This is a genomic window from Streptomyces sp. PSU-S4-23 (assembly GCF_055632315.1).
Window position 1 is genome coordinate 3,977,093 of record NZ_JBVMUU010000002.1, and the last position, 17,515, is coordinate 3,994,607.

A 17,515-nucleotide genomic window follows, 5' to 3' on the forward strand; every position below is an offset into this window, starting at 1 on the left:
GTGATCGGCGGTCGGCGGTCGGGGACCGGGGCGAGGGTTCAGTTCAGCGTCTTCAGCGACGCCGCGTCGTACGGCTTCAGTTCGTCGAAGCGGCCCTCAAGGACCTTCTGGGCCCACTGGGGGTCCTGGAGCAGGGCGCGGCCGACGGCGACCATGTCGAACTCCCCCGCCTCCAGGCGGTCCAGCATGCCGTCGATGCCCTTGAGCGGCGCGCCCTCGCCGCGGAACGCGTGCAGGAAGTCGCCGTCCAGGCCCACCGAGCCGACCGTGATGACCGGCTTGCCCGTGAGCTTCTTGGCCCAGCCCGCCAGGTTGAGGTCAAAGCCGTCGAACTCCGGGAGCCAGTGGCGGCGCGTGGAGGCGTGGAAGACGTCCACTCCGGCCGCGGAGAGCGGGGTGAGGATCGCCTCCAGTTCCTCGGGGGTGTCGGCGATCCGGACGTCGTAGACCTCCTGCTTCCACTGCGAGAAGCGGAAGATCACCGGGAAGGACGGCGAGACCGCCGCGCGCACGGCCGCCACGATCTCGGTGGCGAACCTCGTACGGGCCACGACGTCGCCGCCGTACCCGTCCGTGCGGCGGTTCGTGCCCGCCCACAGGAACTGGTCGATCAGATAGCCGTGCGCGCCGTGCAGTTCCACACCGTCGAAGCCGATCCGCTCCGCCGCGGCGGCCGCCTCGGCGAAGGCCGCGATCACGTCGTCCACGTCCTGCGGCGTCATGGCCCTGCCCGTGCCCTCGGTGCCGTCGAGGCGGAGGCCGGACGGACCGACGGCCGGCGCGTCGGGGACGGGCGGGGCGCCGGCCTTGCGGGTCATGCCGACATGCCACAGCTGCGGCACGATCATGCCGCCGGCGGTGTGCACGGCCTCGGCGACCTTCGCCCAGCCGGCCAGCTGCTCCTCGCCGTGGAACCGCGGAACGCGGTCGCTCTGACCGGCCGACCCGTGGTTCACGTACGTGCCCTCGGTGACGATCAGGCCCACGCCGGCGGCCGCGCGGCGCGCGTAGTACGCGGCCACGTCCTCGCCCGGAACGCCACCCGGCGAGAACTGACGGGTCATGGGCGCCATCACGATGCGGTTGGGGACGGTCAGGCCGTTGAGCGCGATGGGCCGCGAGAGGATCTCGGCCGCGCGGGACGGGGAGGCGGAGACGGACACGGGAGGCTCCTTGCCGAGGTGCTGATGCGCCGGGCGCATGCATACGCATGCTCATGCGCTCCAACCGCTCCGCGGACCACGGCATTCCGTATCGGTCCCGCGCTTCGGTGTGATCCCGGATACGGCCGAGGGCGGCACCCCCTGCTTCCAGGGAGTGCCGCCCTCGGTGGAACGGACCGGGTCCGAGCCTGGTTTCAGGCTCAGAAGTCCATGTCACCGCCCGGCATGCCGCCGCCGGCGGGCGCGGCGGCCTTCTCCGGCTTGTCGGCGATGACGGCCTCGGTGGTCAGGAACAGCGCGGCGATGGAGGCGGCGTTCTGCAGCGCGGAACGGGTCACCTTCGCCGGGTCGATGATGCCTTCCTTGACCAGGTCGACGTACTCGCCGGTCGCGGCGTTCAGGCCGTGGCCCGGGGTCAGGTTGCGCACCTTCTCCACCACGACGCCGCCCTCCAGGCCGGCGTTGACGGCGATCTGCTTCAGCGGGGCCTCGAGTGCCAGCTTGACGGCGGCGGCACCGGTGGCCTCGTCGCCCGTCAGCTCCAGCTTCTCGAAGACCGAGGACGCCTGGATCAGGGCCACGCCACCACCGGCGACGATGCCCTCCTCGACGGCCGCCTTCGCGTTGCGGACGGCGTCCTCGATGCGGTGCTTGCGCTCCTTGAGCTCCACCTCGGTGGCGGCACCGGCCTTGATGACGGCCACGCCGCCGGCCAGCTTCGCCAGGCGCTCCTGCAGCTTCTCGCGGTCGTAGTCGGAGTCGCTGTTCTCGATCTCGGCGCGGATCTGGTTCACGCGGCCCGCGACCTGCTCGGCCGCGCCGGCACCGTCGACGATGGTGGTCTCGTCCTTGGTGATGACGACCTTGCGGGCGCGGCCCAGGAGGTCCAGGGTCGCGTTCTCCAGCTTGAGGCCGACCTCCTCGGAGATGACCTCGCCGCCCGTGAGGATGGCGATGTCGCCGAGCATGGCCTTGCGGCGGTCGCCGAAGCCCGGGGCCTTGACCGCGACGGACTTGAAGGTGCCGCGGATCTTGTTGACGACCAGGGTCGACAGGGCCTCGCCCTCGACGTCCTCGGCGATGATCAGCAGCGGCTTGCCCGACTGCATGACCTTCTCCAGGAGCGGGAGCAGGTCCTTGACGCTGGAGATCTTGGAGTTGGCGATCAGGATGTACGGGTCGTCGAGGACGGCCTCCATACGCTCCATGTCGGTGGCGAAGTACGCCGAGATGTAGCCCTTGTCGAAGCGCATGCCCTCGGTGAGCTCGAGCTCCAGACCGAAGGTCTGCGACTCCTCGACGGTGATGACGCCTTCCTTGCCGACCTTGTCCATGGCCTCGGCGATCAGCTCGCCGATCTGGGTGTCGGCGGCGGAGATGGAGGCCGTGGAGGCGATCTGCTCCTTGGTCTCGACGTCCTTCGCCTGCTCCAGCAGGGCGGCGGAGACGGCCTCGACGGCCTTCTCGATACCGCGCTTGAGGGCCATCGGGTTGGCGCCGGCGGCCACGTTGCGCAGGCCCTCGCGGACCAGCGCCTGGGCGAGCACGGTCGCGGTGGTCGTACCGTCACCGGCGACGTCGTCCGTCTTCTTGGCGACTTCCTTGACCAGCTCGGCGCCGATCTTCTCGTACGGGTCCTCGAGCTCGATCTCCTTGGCGATGGAGACACCGTCGTTGGTGATCGTGGGGGCGCCCCACTTCTTCTCGAGGACGACGTTGCGGCCCTTGGGGCCGAGGGTCACCTTGACGGCGTCCGCGAGCTGGTTCATGCCGCGCTCGAGGCCGCGCCGCGCCTCCTCGTCGAACGCGATGATCTTGGCCATGTGAAGTGGTCCTCCCAGGACTGGGGGTGATTACTTCGGACCGCGCCCGCGCCCGCGACGGACGGCCCCGGCCGGTGGTTCCTTGCCCCACCCGGTCCGTGGCCTCACCGACCCGGTCCATCATTGTCACTCTCACCTTCAGAGTGCTAACGCCAATGATTAGCACTCGACCCCCCCGAGTGCAAGGCGCGCCCGCGAAGCGGGCTCGTTGGGGGGTGGTGGCCGGGAGACGGGTGGGCGCAAGGCGCGCCCGCGAAGCGGGCTCGTTGGGGGGTGGTGGCCGGGAGACGGGTGGGCGCAAGGCGCGCCCGCGAAGCGGGCTCGTTGGGGGGTGGTGGCCGGGCGTCAGGGCGCAGGCGTCAGGCCCGTCCTGTGAGGGGACGGGTCAGGTGGTGGGCACGAGCGGCGGGGACTTGTGCGATTCCGGGCGGCATTCGGGGCCGCGTGGACCGAGGGGCCCGTATCCCGGGTGGGATACGGGCCCCTCGACACGTCGATCAGTTCAGTCGTCGGCGCGTACTTCAGCCGGCCACGCGGACCATGTCGGCCTGCGGACCCTTCTGCCCCTGCGAGATCTCGAACTCGACCCGCTGGCCCTCTTCCAGGGTGCGGTAGCCGTCCATCTGGATGGCGCTGTAGTGGACGAATACATCCGCACCACCGTCGACCGCGATGAAGCCGTACCCCTTCTCCGCGTTGAACCACTTGACGGTGCCCTGAGCCATGCCTAACTCCCCTATTACTGGCCCTTGCACAGATCCACACTTCGCGGATCCGGGTCAGACCTCACCCCCCAACGGTTGGGGGCGTGCGCCGGAACGCGTCGACCGCGGCTGAATGTATCTGTCCAACTGCCGTCTGCAACAGGTCAATCGGACGAGAATTCCGGGCATGACCGGTCGGGAATGTACGAAGAATTCGCCCGACTTCAGGGCAAGTCGGGCCCGACAAAAGGAGCGAATGGCGCAAAAGCACTGCACACTTTGGCTACTTCTTGCCGGATGCACGGCAGGAACTCATGGGCCCCGGCGGGGAAACCGGGAGCGCGTTCCCCAACTGTACCCTGCTCAACCATGGAGAATTGCCCCCTCCGTTTCTCTCACGGAGAGGGCAATTCGATGAACTCTCGGTGTTCACCCTTACCGAGGGTAACGAACACTCCGCCGAGTGACCGTCAGCCGCCCGCGACCGCCGGGATGATGGAGACGCCCGCACCGTCCGGCGTCGCCGTCTCCAGGCCCTGCTCGAAGCGGACGTCGTCGTCGTTCACGTACACGTTGACGAAGCGGCGCAGCTTGCCCTGGTCGTCCAGGACACGGGCCGCGATACCGGTGTGGTTCTTCTCCAGGTCGGCGATGACCTCGGCGAGGTTCGCGCCCTCGGCGGGCACCTCGGCCCGGCCGCCGGTGTAGGTGCGCAGGATGGTGGGGATGCGGACGGTGACGCTCATGGGGTTCGACCTCCGGTCGGAGTACGGAGTACGGCTGGCAGGGGATGGGGCGGGCAGGAGGTCAGGCGAGGCCGGCCTCGCGGAACGAGTCGAGGGTGGGGCGGATGGTAGCGCTCAGACCCGTGCCGGCCACCGCGTCGAGGGTCTTGAGGCCGTCACCCGTGTTGAGGACGACCGTCGACTGCGCCGGGTCGAGGACGCCGTTCTCGATGAGCTTGCGCGTGACGCCGACGGTCACGCCGCCGGCCGTCTCCGCGAAGATGCCCTCGGTGCGGGCGAGCAGCTTGATCGCGTCGACGATCTGCTCGTCGTTCACGTCCTCCACCGCGCCGCCCGTGCGGCGCGCGATGTCGAGGACGTACGGGCCGTCCGCCGGGTTGCCGATCGCCAGCGACTTGGCGATGGTGTCCGGCTTCTGCGGCCGGACGACGTCGTGGCCCGCCTTGAAGGCGACCGACACCGGCGAGCAGCCCTCGGCCTGCGCGCCGAAGATCTTGTACGGCCGGTCCTCGACGAGCCCGAGCCTGATCAGCTCCTGCAGGCCCTTGTCGATCTTCGTGAGCTGCGAGCCGGAGGCGATCGGGACCACGATCTGGTCCGGCAGCCGCCAGCCCAGCTGCTCGGCGATCTCGTACGCCAGGGTCTTGGACCCCTCCGCGTAGTACGGCCGGAGGTTGACGTTGACGAAGCCCCAGCCCTCGCCGGCCGGGTCGCCGATCAGCTCGGAGCAGAAGCGGTTCACGTCGTCGTAGTTGCCCTCGATGCCGACGAGGTCGCCGCCGTACACCGCGGCCATGACGATCTTGCCCTGCTCCAGGTCGTGCGGGATGAAGACGCAGGAACGCAGTCCGGCACGGGCCGCCGCGGCGCCGACCGCGCCCGCGAGGTTGCCGGTGGAGGAGCAGGAGAGGGTGGTGAAGCCGAAGGCCCGCGCCGCCTCCAGCGCCTGGGCGACCACCCGGTCCTTGAAGGAGTGCGTCGGGTTGCCGGAGTCGTCCTTCACATAGAGCCCACCGGTCACGCCCAGCTCGCGCGCCAGGTTGTCGGCCTTGACGAGCTTGGTCCAGCCCGGGTTGAGGTTCGGCTTCTCGGCGACGTCCGCCGGGACCGGCAGCAGCGGCGCGTAGCGCCAGATGTTCGCGGGGCCCGCCTCGATCCGCTTGCGCAGCTCCTCGGTGTCGTAGTCCGAGAAGTCGTAGGCGATCTCCAGCGGGCCGAAACACTCCTCGCAGGCGAAGACCGGGCCGAGCGGCACGCGGTGGCCGCACTCACGGCAGGACAGGGCCGCGGCGGGACCGAGATTCACGGAGTTCGTGGTGTTTGCAACTGTCTGCGCAGCCATGTGAGGCGAGGCCCTTTCTCCTCATCTTCCTCACGACGCATCTCGCCGTGAGACGGATTTGGCACCTTCCCTAGCCGGGAGCCTCGCTGTGATGACGAGTGCCGGCTGGAGGGTTGCCGGGGCTTCATCGGGCCGTGTCCCTCTGCCCCTCTGGATGAGCTGTATGCGGTTGTTTCACTGGTATCGGCAGCGGCGGCCCCGACATGCGATGGTCACCGGCGTTGTTCAAGACTGTAACCGAAGGCCAGCAGAGTTGAGATAGTCGTCCGAACCGCGAGACGGATCACACACCGAGACCCATTCGAAGATCCGCCGATCCCCTTTGACGACCGCCGTCCACCGAACGTACCGTCGTCCGCCGAACGTGAGGAGCCGCAGACTGTGCTGGAAGAAGTCGAGCGCTGGCTGAGCACCCGCTCCTGGTCCGTGACCGACCGTCCGCTCCACCAGATCCTGGCCGCGAAACGCGCCTCGGGCTCCACGGTCAGCGTGGTGCTGCCCGCACTCAACGAGGAGGGGACGGTCGGCGAGATCGTCTCCGTCATCCGCCACGACCTCGTGCAGCAGGCTCCGCTCGTCGACGAGATCGTCGTGGTCGACTCCGGCTCCACGGACCGCACCTCCGAGGTCGCCGCGGCGGCCGGGGCGAGGGTGGTGCACCGCGACGCCATCCTGCCGCGCATCCCGGCGGTGCCCGGCAAGGGGGAGGTGCTGTGGCGCTCCCTCCTCGTGACCGGCGGGGACATCGTCTGCTTCGTCGACGCGGACCTGAAGGAGTTCTCGTCGGACTTCGTCTCCGGGATCGTGGGCCCGCTGCTCACCGAGCCGGGCGTGGACCTCGTGAAGGCGATGTACGACCGGCCGCTGACGCTGCCCGGCGAGGGCTCCTCCGGCACGGCCGCCGCGGGCCAGGGCGGGCGCGTCACGGAGCTGATGGCGCGCCCGTTGCTGAACATGCACTGGCCGCAGCTGGCCGGTTTCGTCCAGCCGCTCGGCGGCGAGTACGCGGCCCGCCGCTCCCTGCTGGAGCGACTCCCGTTCCCGGTCGGCTACGGGGTGGAGCTGGGCATGCTGGTCGACGCCCTGCATCTGGTGGGCCTGGACGCGCTGGCCCAGGTCGACGTGGGCGTGCGCATCCACCGCCACCAGGACGGCCAGGCGCTTGGCCGCATGGCCGCCGCGATCTACCGCACCGCGCAGCTGCGGCTGGCCCGCGGCCATCTGATCCGCCCGTCCCTCACCCAGTTCGAGCGGGGCGCGGACGGCTTCGAGCCGCGTACGTACCGCGTGGACACGGAGGAGCGTCCGCCGATGGCCGAGGTCGAGGAGTACGCGGAACGCAAGGCCGCGTGACCGTGTCCCTCCGGGGGCGCGGGCCGGCGCCGCGCCCCGGCGCCGGTTTCGGCCGTTGTATACGGTTCCGCATACGGCCGAACCGCACGTTTGAGCGTTTTCGGCTCGGGCTAGGTTTCGAGGCATGGCTTCCACGCATGTGGCTTCGCATCACGCTCGCGTCCTCGTCGCGTCCAACCGCGGCCCGGTCTCCTACGCACTGGACGAGACCGGGACGCTCACGGCCCGGCGCGGCGGGGGCGGGCTGGTGTCGGGCCTGTCGGCGATCGGCCCGGAGGCGGACGCGGTGTGGGTGTGCGCGGCGCTGAACGACGGCGACCGCGAGGCCGTACGCCGTACGGGCGGCGCGCTCGATCCGTCGGACACGGGCGGGCAGCGGGTGCGGATGCTCGACATCGCCCCGCAGGTGCACGCGGACGCGTACAACGGCATCGCGAACTCGGTGCTGTGGTTCGTGCACCACATGCTCTACCAGACGCCGCTGGAACCGGTCTTCGACGCGGAATTCCGGCGGCGCTGGGCGTCGTACGAGGCGTACAACCGCGCGTTCGCCCGGGCGCTGGCCCAGGAGGCGGCCCAGGAGGCGGCGGTCCTCATCCAGGACTACCACCTCAGCCTGGCCCCCCGGATGCTGCGCGAACTGCGTCCCGACCTCAGGATCGGCCACTTCTCGCACACGCCGTGGGCGCCGCCCGACTACTTCCGGCTGCTGCCCGACGACATCGCGGCGCAGGTCCTCGGCGGGATCCTGGGCGCGGACCGGGCGGCGTTCCTCACCCGGCGGTGGGCGGACGCGTTCACGGACTGCTGCCACGCGGTCCTCGGCCCCGGCATCCCCTCGGGCACCCGCATCGGCGTCCACGGACTGGGCGCGGACGGGGACTTCCTGCGCAGGCGGGCGCACGAGCCGGACGTGGACGACCGGATGCGCACGCTGCGGGAGCAGATCGGCACGGCGCCCGACGGCAGCGCCCGCAAGGCGATCGTGCGGGTGGACCGCACGGAGCTGTCGAAGAACATCGTGCGGGGGCTGCTGGCCTACGAGGAGCTGCTCCGGTCGCGTCCCGAGTGGCGCGGGCGCGTCGTCCACGTCGCCTTCGCCTACCCCTCCCGCCAGGACCTGGCCGTCTACCGGGAGTACACGGCGGAGGTCCAGCGCGTCGCCCAGGAGATCAACTCGCGTTACGGGACGCCCGGCTGGACCCCGGTGGAACTGCATGTGAAGGACGACTTCGCGCGCTCGCTGGCCGCGTACCGGCTGGCGGACGTGGCCCTGGTGAACCCGATCCGGGACGGTATGAACCTGGTCGCCAAGGAGGTCCCGGTGGTCTCCGACGAGGGCTGCGCGCTGGTGCTGTCGCGGGAGGCGGGTGCGTACGAGGAGCTGGCCGAGGACGCGGTGACGGTGAACCCGTACGACATCCGGGGCACGGCGGCGGCGCTGCACGAGGCCCTGTCGATGCCGGCGGACGAGCGCGCCGAGCGGACGAAGCGGCTGGCCGCGCAGGCCACGGCGCTCCCCCCGGCCCGGTGGTTCCTGGACCAGCTGGCCGCGCTGGACGGGTGAGAGGGGCCGCTTGCGGCCGCCGGCCGGGGGCGGACCGCTGCGCCCCGGCCCGGGGCGGGACCGCTGCGCCCCCGCCAGGGCGCTCGGCTCGTTACCGGGGTGCTTCGGCCAGTCGGTGGTCCAGTGATCTCAGGAGCCGTACGACTCCTGCCGGGCCGTCGACCACCAGGTCCGCGCGGGCGGCCAGTTCCGTGACCTCGTCGCTGCCGCTGCACACCAGCAGGCCGTGGACACCGTCGGAGCGCAGCTTGTCGACGGCGGCGAAGGCGGGGAGGTCCCCGAGGTCGTCACCCGCGTACAGGACGGCCTCGGCGCCCGTCGCGCGGGTCCACTCCAGCAGCGCCTTGCCCTTGTCCATGCCCGGCGGGCGCAGCTCCAGGACGAGCCGTCCCGGTTCCACGACCAGGCCGTGGCGGGTGGCGAGGCCGGCGAGGGGTTCGCGCAGGGCCTCGAAGGCTGCCTGCGGGTCCTCGGCGCGGCGGGTGTGGACGGCGACGGCGAACCCCTTCTCCTCGACGTACGCGCCGCTCCCGGCGCCGGAGCCGGCGAGGACGCCGGGGAGCTCGGCGCGGACCGCGGCGATGCCGGGGTGCGGGGCGGGGGCGGTGACGGTGCCGGTGCGGGCGTCCCAGCGTTCGGCGCCGTAGTGGCCGAGGACGACGAGGCGTTCGAGCCCGGGAACCCCGGCGAAGCCGCCGTAGCGGACGGCGACGTCGGCGGGGCGGCCGGTGACGACCGCGACGGAGGCGACCCGGGGGGCGACGGCGGCGAGGGCGGGGACCGCGTCGGGGTGGGCGCGGGCCCGGTCGGGGTCGGGGACGATCGGGGCGAGCGTCCCGTCGAAGTCGAAGGCGAGGACGGCCCGGTCGGGCCGGGCGAGGATGGCGTCGAGACCGTCACGTCCGGCCGGTGTCGTGGGGGTCGGCAAGGAGTCCGCGTGGCTGCCCATGACACGACCCTATCCGCGGGGGGCCGGGCTCACGCATGGCCCGGGGGCGCACCCCGGTCGCGGTCCGTCAGCGCTCGGCGCGGCGGGAGTCGCGGACGCGGCGGAGGCGGTTGACGGTGACCGGGTCGTGGGCGAGGGCACGGGGGTCGTCGAGGAGGGCGTTGAGCAGCTGGTAGTAGCGGATCGGGGCGAGTCCCAGCTGCTCGCGCACGGCGCGCTCCTTGGCACCCGCCCCGGGGAAGCCGCGCCCCTCCATGGCGAGGATGGCCTTTTCGCGGGCGGTGAGGTCGTCCATGGGGGAACGGTATCCGGCGCCTCGGCTGGCCGACGAGTCCGCGGTGTCGGCCCCGGACGGCACCGGTGGCAGACCCCCGCCCCGCGAGTGGACTAGACCTCTTCAGGGTTCAGGCGCCACACTGTCCTTCGTGAGACATGTCATCGCCCTCGACGTGGGCGGCACCGGGATGAAGGCCGCCCTGGTCGGGGCCGGGGACGCGGCGCCGTCCGGGCCTTCCGGGAGCGGCCCGGACCGGCGGCCGCCACGTCAGGCACCCGGCCTGCCCGTGCTGCACCGGGCGCGCCGGGCGACCGGGCGCGAGCGCGGGCCGGACGCCGTGGTGGAGTCGATCCTCTCCTTCGCCGCCGAGCTGCGGGCCCACGGCGAGCGGCACCTCGGCGAACCCGCGTCCGCGGTCGGCGTCGCCGTCCCCGGCATCGTCGACGCCGACCGCGGCATCGCCCGCTACTCGGCCAACCTCGGCTGGCGCGACGTGCCCCTGCGCGACCTGCTCGGCCGCCGGCTCGGCGGCGTTCCCGTCGCGCTCGGGCACGATGTGCGCACCGGCGGGCTCGCCGAGGGCCGGATCGGCGCGGGCAGGGGAGCGGACCGTTTCCTGTTCGTGCCCCTCGGCACCGGCATCGCGGGCGCCATCGGCATGGGCGGCCGGGTGGAGGCCGGCGCCCACGGCTTCGCGGGGGAGATCGGCCATATCGTCGTACGGCCCGGCGGGACCCCCTGCCCGTGCGGCCAGCGCGGCTGCCTGGAGCGTTACGCGTCGGCCGCCGCTGTCAGCGAGGCATGGGCCGAGGCGTGCGGGGACCCGGGGGCGGACGCCGCGGCCTGCGCGAAGGCCGTCGCGTCCGGTGACCCGAACGCCGTCCGTATCTGGCGGGAGGCCGTGGACGCGCTCGCCGACGGGCTGGTCACCGCGATCACCCTGCTGGACCCCGGCACGCTCATCATCGGCGGCGGGCTGGCCGAGGCGGGGGAAGTGCTGTTCGCACCGCTGCGGGACGCCGTCCGGCGGCGGGTCACCTTCCAGCAGCTCCCCTCGATCGTCCCCGCGGCGCTGGGGGACTCCGCCGGATGCCTGGGCGCTGGGCTCCTCGCCTGGGATCTCCTACACACCACTGACCGTTCGGAGGTAACCGCCTGATGCCCCCTAGCAAGGTTCTCGCCGGTGCCCGGGTGGTACTTCCCACCGGGACCGTGACCGACGGCCGCGTCATCGTCGACGGCACGCGGATCGCGGGCACGGCCCCGCGGGACGCGGAGACCATCGACGTACGCGGGCACTGGCTGGTCCCCGGCTTCGTCGACATGCACAACCACGGGGGCGGCGGCGCCTCCTTCCACGGCACCGCCGAGGAGGTGCTGACGGCCGTCCGCACCCACCGGCTGCACGGCACCACCACCGTCGTCGCCTCGACCGTCACCGCCGACCCGGACTTCCTCACCCGGCAGGCCGGGCTGCTGTCGGAGCTCGCCGAGCAGGGCGACATCGCCGGCGTCCACTTCGAGGGACCGTTCATCTCGCCCTGCCGCAAGGGCGCGCACTCCGAGGCGCTGCTGCGCGACCCGGACCCGGCGGAGGTCCGCAAGCTGATCGACGCGGCACGCGGCCAGGCGAAGATGGTCACCCTCGCCACCGAACTGCCCGGCGGCATCGAGTCCGTGCGGCTGCTCGCCGAGCACGGCGTGATCGCGGCGATCGGGCACACGGACGCGACGTACGAGCAGACCGTGGCGGCGATCGACGCGGGCGCCACCGTGGCGACGCATCTCTTCAACGCGATGCCGCAGCTCGGCCACCGCGCGCCGGGCCCCGTCGCCGCGCTTCTGGAGGACGAGCGGATCACCGTCGAGCTGATCGACGACGGCACGCATCTGCACCCGGCCTCCCTCCGGCTGGCGTTCCGTCACGCGGGGGCGGGGCGGGTGGCGTTCATCACGGACGCGATGGACGCGGCCGGTTTCGGCGACGGTCGGTATGTGCTCGGCCCGCTGGAGGTGGAGGTCAGCGAGGGGGTGGCGCGGCTGGTGGAGGGCGGTTCCATCGCGGGATCGACACTCACCCTGGACCGCGCGTTCCAGCGGGCGGTCACGGTCGACGGGCTGCCGGTGGAGGACGTCGTCGCGGCCATCTCGGCCAACCCGGCCAGGCTGCTGGGCCTCTACGACCGCGTGGGCTCCCTGGAGCCCGGCAAGGACGCCGACCTGGTGCTGCTGGACGCCGGTTTCCGCCTCAAGGGCGTGATGCGCCGCGGCGCCTGGGTGGTCGATCCCCAACTGGGATGATTCATCCACTCGTTGGCGTACGGCGGTCGACCCGGGGGACTGGGCCGACCGCCGCCTCGTTTGGCATGATCGAGCCGCCGCACACACCGTCGGCCGAAGCATTCCGGGACGGGGCGTACGCGACCGGCGCAGGTCGCACGGAAGGCGCCGCGACGACTTCGAGGGAGGCCCTCCAGGTGATCCTGACGGTCACACTGAACACCGCTCTCGACATCACCTACCGCGTACGCGCACTGCGGCCGCACACCTCGCACCGGGTGACCGATGTGACCGAACGGCCCGGCGGCAAGGGCCTGAACGTGGCCCGGGTGCTCGCCGCCCTCGGCCACACGGTGACCGCCGCGGGCTTCGCGGGCGGTGCGACGGGCCGCTCCCTGCGGGACCAGCTCGCCGGCACGCCCGGCGTCCAGGACGCGCTCGTCACCATCGGCGGCGCCACCCGGCGCACCATCGCGGTGGTCGACGAGACGACCGGTGACACCACCCAGCTCAACGAGCCGGGTCCGGCGATCGCTCCCGCCGAGTGGTCGGCGTTCCTCGCGGGGTACGAGGACCTGGTGGGCTCCGCCTCCGCGGTGGCCCTGTGCGGCAGCCTGCCGCCGGGGGTACCGGTGGGCGCGTACGCCCGGCTGGTGCGGACCGCCCGGGCCGCGGGCGTACCCGTCCTGCTGGACACGAGCGGCGAGCCGCTGCGCCGCGGGGTGGCCGCACGCCCGGACATCGTCAAGCCGAACGCCGACGAGCTGGCCGAACTCACCGGCTCCCACGAGCCGTTGCAGGCCACCCGGGACGCCCGCCGGCGCGGGGCGCACACGGTGGTCGCGTCACTGGGCGCGGAGGGCCTGCTCGCCGTGGACGCGGAGGACCGCTGGCGGGCCGTGCCGCCGCGCCGGGTCCAGGGCAATCCGACGGGCGCGGGCGACTCGGCGGTCGCGGGTCTGCTGTCGGGCCTGGTGGAGCGGCTGCCGTGGCCGGGACGTCTGGCCCGGGCGGTCGCCCTGTCCGCGGCGACCGTCGTGGCGCCCGTGGCGGGAGAGTTCGACCGCCGGACCTATGAGGAGCTGGTGGACCAGGTGACGGTGACCCGCGGGGCGACGGCCGCGTAGCCGGTGGGCCCCGGCCCCTTAGTTGCTCCAGCCCTTCGTCAGCCAGAACTGGTCGAGGTAGGCGTTGCACTGGTTCCCCTGCTCGCAGGAGACCCTGATGGTGTTGGTGCCCTTGTTGAGCTGGATGTAGTTGTACGTCTTCGTCCAGCCCTTCTCCCAGTCGCCCTGGGGCGCCTGCGCCCAGTTCTTCAGGGACATGGGGGTGGTCTGCGGCGTGCCGTTGACCGTGAGGGTGGCCGTGGCGTCGACGCCGGGCACGCCGTAGCCGGTGTGCAGCGTGTACTTGCCGGTCGAGGGCACGTCCACGCTCCAGTTCACGGCTGCCCCGACGTTGTTGAAGCCCGCGATGTAGACACCGCCGTCGGCCTTGGCGCCCTTGACGTCGGAGGCGGTGGCGGCGGTGCCCTCCAGGCGCAGCGCCTTCGCGTCGATGGCCGGAAGCTTGGTGTCGTCCGTCGACTGCTGGGTGGAGGAGCCGCTCGGGGACGTGCTCTGGCCGGCCGAGGGGCTGGAGCCCGCCTGGCCGCCGGAGTTCCCGTCGTTCCCGTCGTCTCCCAGCATGGCGATGCCGATGCCGATCACGACCGCGGCGACCACCGCGATCGCGCCGATCAGCAGGCCCCTGGTGTTGGGGCCCCGGCCTCGCCCGCCGCCCCCGCCGACCGGCGCCTGCCGGGATGGGGGTGCCCCCTGTCCGAGCGAAGCCGAGGACCTGGGGGAGGGCGCGCCGCCCGGCACGGTCTCGGGGGCGGCGTAGTGCGCATTGGGCTGCCCGTAGGTGCCCTGGCCGTACGCCCCCTGCTGCGGCACCTGGCCGTAGGCGGCCGTCTGGGCCTGCGGCTGCGGCTGGCCGTACTGGCGTTCACCGACGGCGCGCACTCTGTTGACGGAGCCCGGGTAGCCGTAGCCGCCGGTGGGCGGCTGGGCGCCGTTGGCCTGACCGTCGGCGTAGAGGTAGCCGAACGGGTCGTCGTCCTCGGGCGTGCTCGCGCCGTTGTTGCCGGGCGTCATCCCTAGGTACTCCTCAGCAGGTGCGGGTCATATGTGTACGTGGCTGAGTCGCGAGCCTACCTGCTTCCGGCGGCCCGGACGGGTGTTCTTCCCATCACCCTCACGCTGACCTGGGACTTACCCGGCGCGCCGATGCTGTTTGGGACGAGACCGTTTCTCTACGTACATCCGCTCGTCAGCCGATTTCAGCACTTCGTCCGCCGTCATGCCGCAGTGGGCCCAGCCGATGCCGAAGCTGGCGCCGACCCGCATGGCGCGGCCGTCGACCCGGATCGGCTGGATGATCTCGTTGCGCAGGCGCACCGCGAGGTCCTGGGCGTCGGCCTTGCCGAGCCCGTCGGCGAGCACGACGAACTCGTCACCGCCGAGCCGGGCGACGGTGTCCCCGTCGCGCACGCCGCGGGTGAGCCGCCGGGCGACCTCGATGAGGACGGCGTCACCCGCGTTGTGCCCGAACCGGTCGTTGATCGACTTGAAGCCGTCGAGGTCGCAGAAGAGCACCGCGAGCCCCTTGGTGCCGTCGTCGATGCCGCTCTCGGGCGCGACCGTGTGCACATGGTGGTCGAAGGCGTCGTACGGTCCCGGCCCGGCGTGGAAGTCGAAGGCGTGCCCGCCGCCGAACACCGCCGGATGGCCCGCCCCGTGCCCGTCGTAGGCGGCGTCGAGGGAGTCGGCCGCGCCCGGCGGCAGGGAGTGGGGACGCTGGCAGAGGCGGGCGGACAGCCGGGAGCGCAGCTCGGCGGAGTTCGGCAGTCCGGTGAGCGAGTCGTGGGAGGCCCGGTGGGCGAGCTGCAGCTCGCGGCGCTTGCGCTCCTCGATGTCCTCGACGTGGGTGAGCAGGAAGCGGGGTCCGTCGGCGGCGTCGGCGACCACGGAGTTGCGCAGGGACACCCAGACGTACGTGCCGTCCCGGCGCCCGAGCCTCAGCTCCGCACGCCCGCCCTCGGCGGAGGTCCGCAGCAGTGTGCCGATGTCCTCGGGGTGGACGAGATCGGAGAACGAGTAGCGGCGCATGGCGGAGGCGGGCCGGCCCAGCAGGCGGCACAGCGCGTCGTTGGTCCGCAGGATGCGCCCGTGCTGGTCGCCGCCCATCTCGGCGATGGCCATGCCGGAGGGCGCGTACTCGAATGCCTGCCGGAAGGACTCCTCGCTGGCGCGCAGGGCCTGCTGCTCCCGCTCCAGCCGGACGAGCGCCCGCTGCATGTTGGCCCTCAGCCGGGCGTTGCTGATGGCGATGGCGGCCTGGAAGGCGTACATCTGGAGGGCCTCGCGCCCCCACGCGCCCGGCCGCCGCCCGTTGCGCGGGCGGTCCACGGAGATGACCCCGATCAGCTCGCCGCCGACGCCGCCCTGCACGGCGGGCGTGTACATGGGGGCGAAGAGGCGGTCGGAGGGGTGCCACTCGTCCTCGAAGCGGGGCTCGGGGCCGTCGGTGTACCACTGCGGCACATCGTCGTCGTCGAGGACCCAGCCCTCGGTGTGGGATATGAACCGCAGGTCACCCCACGCCTCGCCCATGGTCAGCCGGCGCTCCCAGGCGGCGCGGGAGCCGACCCGGCCGGTGATCAGCGCCTCGGCGGCGGAGTTCCCGGCGAACGCGGCGACGACGAGGTCGCCGTCCGGGCGTACGAGGTTGACGGCGGCGAGCTCGTACCCGAGGCCGTTGACGATGCCGTCGGCGACGGTCTGCAGCGTGTCCGCCAGGCTGCGGGCGGTGTTCATGTCCGCCATCACCTGGTGCAGCTGCCGCAGAGTCGTGAGGCGGACATACGGCTCCGACTCGGTCTCCATTCGCCCTCCCCTCGAGGTCTCGCAGCAACTCCAGGGACGCGTCGCCGTACTACGGTTTCCGCCGGTTTTCCTCGGTACGCTACGGGGCGCACTCCGGAGCGAGCGTCGTGCAGCGTCCCCGCCACTGAATCACAGCGCGCTGCCCACTAGGTACACAGGGTCAACAAAATACGGCCCCTGTGACTCAAGTCACAGCGAAACATGAACAATTGAGTAGGGATTCCGCGTTTTCCCGGTGCCTTTACCGAAGGCAATTCGGAAGTTGTGCAGACGCCGTGATCATACGCGCCAAGTAACGGGCGGATGCACCGAGTTGGTTTCCACGGACCCTACCGCGAGGCCCGGCCCGGCACGGCGCGGGGTCCGCCGCTGGTCCTAGGTCACGGTTCGGACCTGGGGCCGATGTGGGCACCCGCGGGCGCCGACTAGCGTTCTGGCGTGCTCAAGACTCCCCCTGCCCCGTCCGTGCCCGCCGCCCCGCCCGCCTCCGGGCATGCTGAGGGGGTGAGCAACGACGAGTTCCGCGCCGCCATGTCCCGGCTGGCCGCCGGTGTGGTCCTGGTGACCACGCACGAGCCGGCCCTGGACCCGGAAGGGCCGGGCGGTGAGGACGTCGGCATGACGGCGACCGCCTTCCTGTCGGTGTCCCTGGACCCGCCCCTGGTCCTGGTCAGCCTGCGCGAGGGCGCCCGCATGGACGACCTGCTCGCCGAGCAGCCCCTGTGGGCCGTCTCCGTGCTCGCGGAGAGCCAGCGGCACATCGCGGGCCGCTTCGCCATGAGGGGCCGCGTCAGCGACCGGCTCCTGTTCGAGGACATCCCCTACGTCCACGGCGAGGTCAGCGGCGCCCCCCTGGTCCGCGGCGCCCTGGCCACCCTGGAGTGCCGCACGGAACAACGCGTGCCCGCCGGCGACCACACCCTGGTCATCGGCCGCGTCCTGACGGCCCACCTGCCCAGCGCCGACGGCGGCCCCCTGCTGTACTTCCGGGGCCGCTACCGCCACCTGGGCTGAGCACCGGGCGCGCGCCCCGAGGGGCGCGGGGCCGACACACCCCTTCGGCTCCGCCGCGCAGGCGCAGACGGAGCCGGCGCGCGCTGCTCGCCGTGCCGGAGACGCCGGCCCCCGCGGAGCGGCTCGCGTTCGCGCCGCACAAGTTGTTCGCGGTGCCGTTCGAGGGGGTCGCGGCCGTCCCGGTCCGCACGCCGGCCGCGGACCGCCGCCCGTGCCCGGCGCCGGGTCCGGGGCGGTCCGCCCGCGCCCGGGGCGGACCTCGCGGTCCTCGGCCCGGACGCGGTGGCCACGGCGAGCGAGCCGGGCATGCGGTGGCGACGGCGCGCGGACGGGCGCGGTGGCTCTCCGGCCGCCGGGCGGGGAATTCG

The 17,515-nt window shown here is 72.3% G+C and carries 15 protein-coding genes and 1 riboswitch; of the genes, 6 read left to right on the top strand and 9 right to left on the bottom strand.

Annotation, left to right across the window (positions count from 1 at the left end; all coding sequences use genetic code 11):
• Positions 1-38 precede the first annotated feature (38 nt).
• The 5 genes from ACZ79I_RS18150 to thrC form a co-directional block, all read right to left on the bottom strand.
• Entirely contained in the window at positions 39-1,163 is a 1,125-nt protein-coding gene (locus tag ACZ79I_RS18150) for an NADH:flavin oxidoreductase (protein WP_471498560.1), read from the bottom strand.
• Between the two features lie 200 nt (positions 1,164-1,363).
• The gene (gene groL / locus ACZ79I_RS18155) at positions 1,364-2,986 is read right to left on the bottom strand and encodes a chaperonin GroEL (RefSeq protein ID WP_471498561.1); all 1,623 of its coding nucleotides are present in this window, start codon (positions 2,984-2,986) and stop codon (positions 1,364-1,366) included.
• Positions 2,987-3,507: 521 nt separating this feature from the next.
• A complete protein-coding gene (locus ACZ79I_RS18160) occupies positions 3,508-3,711 on the bottom strand; it encodes a cold-shock protein (protein WP_003986833.1) in 204 nt (67 codons plus the stop codon).
• Positions 3,712-4,160: 449 nt separating this feature from the next.
• Positions 4,161-4,436, bottom strand: a complete 276-nt coding sequence (locus tag ACZ79I_RS18165) for a MoaD/ThiS family protein (protein WP_381084555.1) — start codon at positions 4,434-4,436, stop codon at positions 4,161-4,163.
• A 61-nt stretch (positions 4,437-4,497) separates the two neighbouring features.
• Entirely contained in the window at positions 4,498-5,778 is a 1,281-nt protein-coding gene (gene thrC, locus ACZ79I_RS18170) for a threonine synthase (protein WP_471498562.1), read from the bottom strand.
• A gap of 18 nt (positions 5,779-5,796) precedes the next feature.
• Positions 5,797-5,939: riboswitch (SAM riboswitch) on the bottom strand.
• 220 nt (positions 5,940-6,159) lie between these two features.
• Here thrC and ACZ79I_RS18175 point away from each other — a divergent pair.
• Both ACZ79I_RS18175 and ACZ79I_RS18180 read left to right on the top strand, forming a co-directional pair.
• Positions 6,160-7,131: a glucosyl-3-phosphoglycerate synthase gene (locus ACZ79I_RS18175; protein WP_471498563.1), complete on the top strand. Its 972-nt coding sequence runs from the start codon at positions 6,160-6,162 to the stop codon at positions 7,129-7,131.
• Positions 7,132-7,255: 124 nt separating this feature from the next.
• Complete coding sequence (locus ACZ79I_RS18180) at positions 7,256-8,698, top strand: alpha,alpha-trehalose-phosphate synthase (UDP-forming) (protein ID WP_471498564.1); 1,443 nt, start codon at positions 7,256-7,258, stop codon at positions 8,696-8,698.
• Positions 8,699-8,789: 91 nt separating this feature from the next.
• Here the strand turns inward: ACZ79I_RS18180 and otsB are convergent, their stop codons facing one another.
• Together otsB and ACZ79I_RS18190 are read right to left on the bottom strand one after the other, a co-directional pair.
• Complete coding sequence (otsB, locus tag ACZ79I_RS18185; protein WP_471498565.1) at positions 8,790-9,647, bottom strand: trehalose-phosphatase; 858 nt, start codon at positions 9,645-9,647, stop codon at positions 8,790-8,792.
• A gap of 67 nt (positions 9,648-9,714) precedes the next feature.
• Complete coding sequence (locus ACZ79I_RS18190; protein ID WP_471498566.1) at positions 9,715-9,942, bottom strand: DUF3263 domain-containing protein; 228 nt, start codon at positions 9,940-9,942, stop codon at positions 9,715-9,717.
• A 130-nt stretch (positions 9,943-10,072) separates the two neighbouring features.
• Here ACZ79I_RS18190 and ACZ79I_RS18195 point away from each other — a divergent pair, with 130 nt between their 5' ends.
• From ACZ79I_RS18195 to ACZ79I_RS18205, 3 genes are all read left to right on the top strand, one after another.
• Complete coding sequence (locus ACZ79I_RS18195; RefSeq protein ID WP_471498567.1) at positions 10,073-11,083, top strand: ROK family protein; 1,011 nt, start codon at positions 10,073-10,075, stop codon at positions 11,081-11,083.
• Positions 11,083-12,225, top strand: coding sequence for an N-acetylglucosamine-6-phosphate deacetylase (gene nagA / locus ACZ79I_RS18200; protein WP_471498568.1), 1,143 nt, complete (start codon positions 11,083-11,085; stop codon positions 12,223-12,225). The genes ACZ79I_RS18195 and nagA overlap by 1 nt, the downstream gene beginning before the upstream one ends.
• Before the next feature lie 176 nt (positions 12,226-12,401).
• A complete protein-coding gene (locus ACZ79I_RS18205) occupies positions 12,402-13,331 on the top strand; it encodes a 1-phosphofructokinase family hexose kinase (RefSeq protein ID WP_471498569.1) in 930 nt (309 codons plus the stop codon).
• An 18-nt stretch (positions 13,332-13,349) separates the two neighbouring features.
• Here the strand turns inward: ACZ79I_RS18205 and ACZ79I_RS18210 are convergent, their stop codons facing one another.
• Together ACZ79I_RS18210 and cdgB are read right to left on the bottom strand one after the other, a co-directional pair.
• The gene (locus ACZ79I_RS18210; RefSeq protein WP_471498570.1) at positions 13,350-14,342 is read right to left on the bottom strand and encodes a carbohydrate-binding protein; all 993 of its coding nucleotides are present in this window, start codon (positions 14,340-14,342) and stop codon (positions 13,350-13,352) included.
• Positions 14,343-14,459: 117 nt separating this feature from the next.
• Positions 14,460-16,133: a diguanylate cyclase CdgB gene (gene cdgB / locus ACZ79I_RS18215; RefSeq protein ID WP_471498571.1), complete on the bottom strand. Its 1,674-nt coding sequence runs from the start codon at positions 16,131-16,133 to the stop codon at positions 14,460-14,462.
• A 438-nt stretch (positions 16,134-16,571) separates the two neighbouring features.
• Here cdgB and ACZ79I_RS18220 point away from each other — a divergent pair, with 438 nt between their 5' ends.
• On the top strand, positions 16,572-17,147 hold the full coding sequence (locus tag ACZ79I_RS18220) for a flavin reductase family protein (RefSeq protein ID WP_471498572.1): 576 nt from the start codon (positions 16,572-16,574) through the stop codon (positions 17,145-17,147).
• Positions 17,148-17,515 lie beyond the last annotated feature (368 nt).

Bases quoted from the DNA above. Each gene is read 5' to 3' on its own strand.
- groL (WP_471498561.1), bottom strand. From the start codon at position 2,986: ATGGCCAAGATCATCGCGTTCGACGAGGAGGCGCGGCGCGGCCTCGAG.
- ACZ79I_RS18160 (WP_003986833.1), bottom strand. From the start codon at position 3,711: ATGGCTCAGGGCACCGTCAAGTGGTTCAACGCGGAGAAGGGGTACGGC.
- ACZ79I_RS18165 (WP_381084555.1), bottom strand. From the start codon at position 4,436: ATGAGCGTCACCGTCCGCATCCCCACCATCCTGCGCACCTACACCGGC.
- thrC (WP_471498562.1), bottom strand. From the start codon at position 5,778: ATGGCTGCGCAGACAGTTGCAAACACCACGAACTCCGTGAATCTCGGT.
- ACZ79I_RS18180 (WP_471498564.1), top strand. From the start codon at position 7,256: ATGGCTTCCACGCATGTGGCTTCGCATCACGCTCGCGTCCTCGTCGCG.
- otsB (WP_471498565.1), bottom strand. From the start codon at position 9,647: ATGGGCAGCCACGCGGACTCCTTGCCGACCCCCACGACACCGGCCGGA.
- ACZ79I_RS18190 (WP_471498566.1), bottom strand. From the start codon at position 9,942: ATGGACGACCTCACCGCCCGCGAAAAGGCCATCCTCGCCATGGAGGGG.
- nagA (WP_471498568.1), top strand. From the start codon at position 11,083: ATGCCCCCTAGCAAGGTTCTCGCCGGTGCCCGGGTGGTACTTCCCACC.
- ACZ79I_RS18210 (WP_471498570.1), bottom strand. From the start codon at position 14,342: ATGACGCCCGGCAACAACGGCGCGAGCACGCCCGAGGACGACGACCCG.
- cdgB (WP_471498571.1), bottom strand. From the start codon at position 16,133: ATGGAGACCGAGTCGGAGCCGTATGTCCGCCTCACGACTCTGCGGCAG.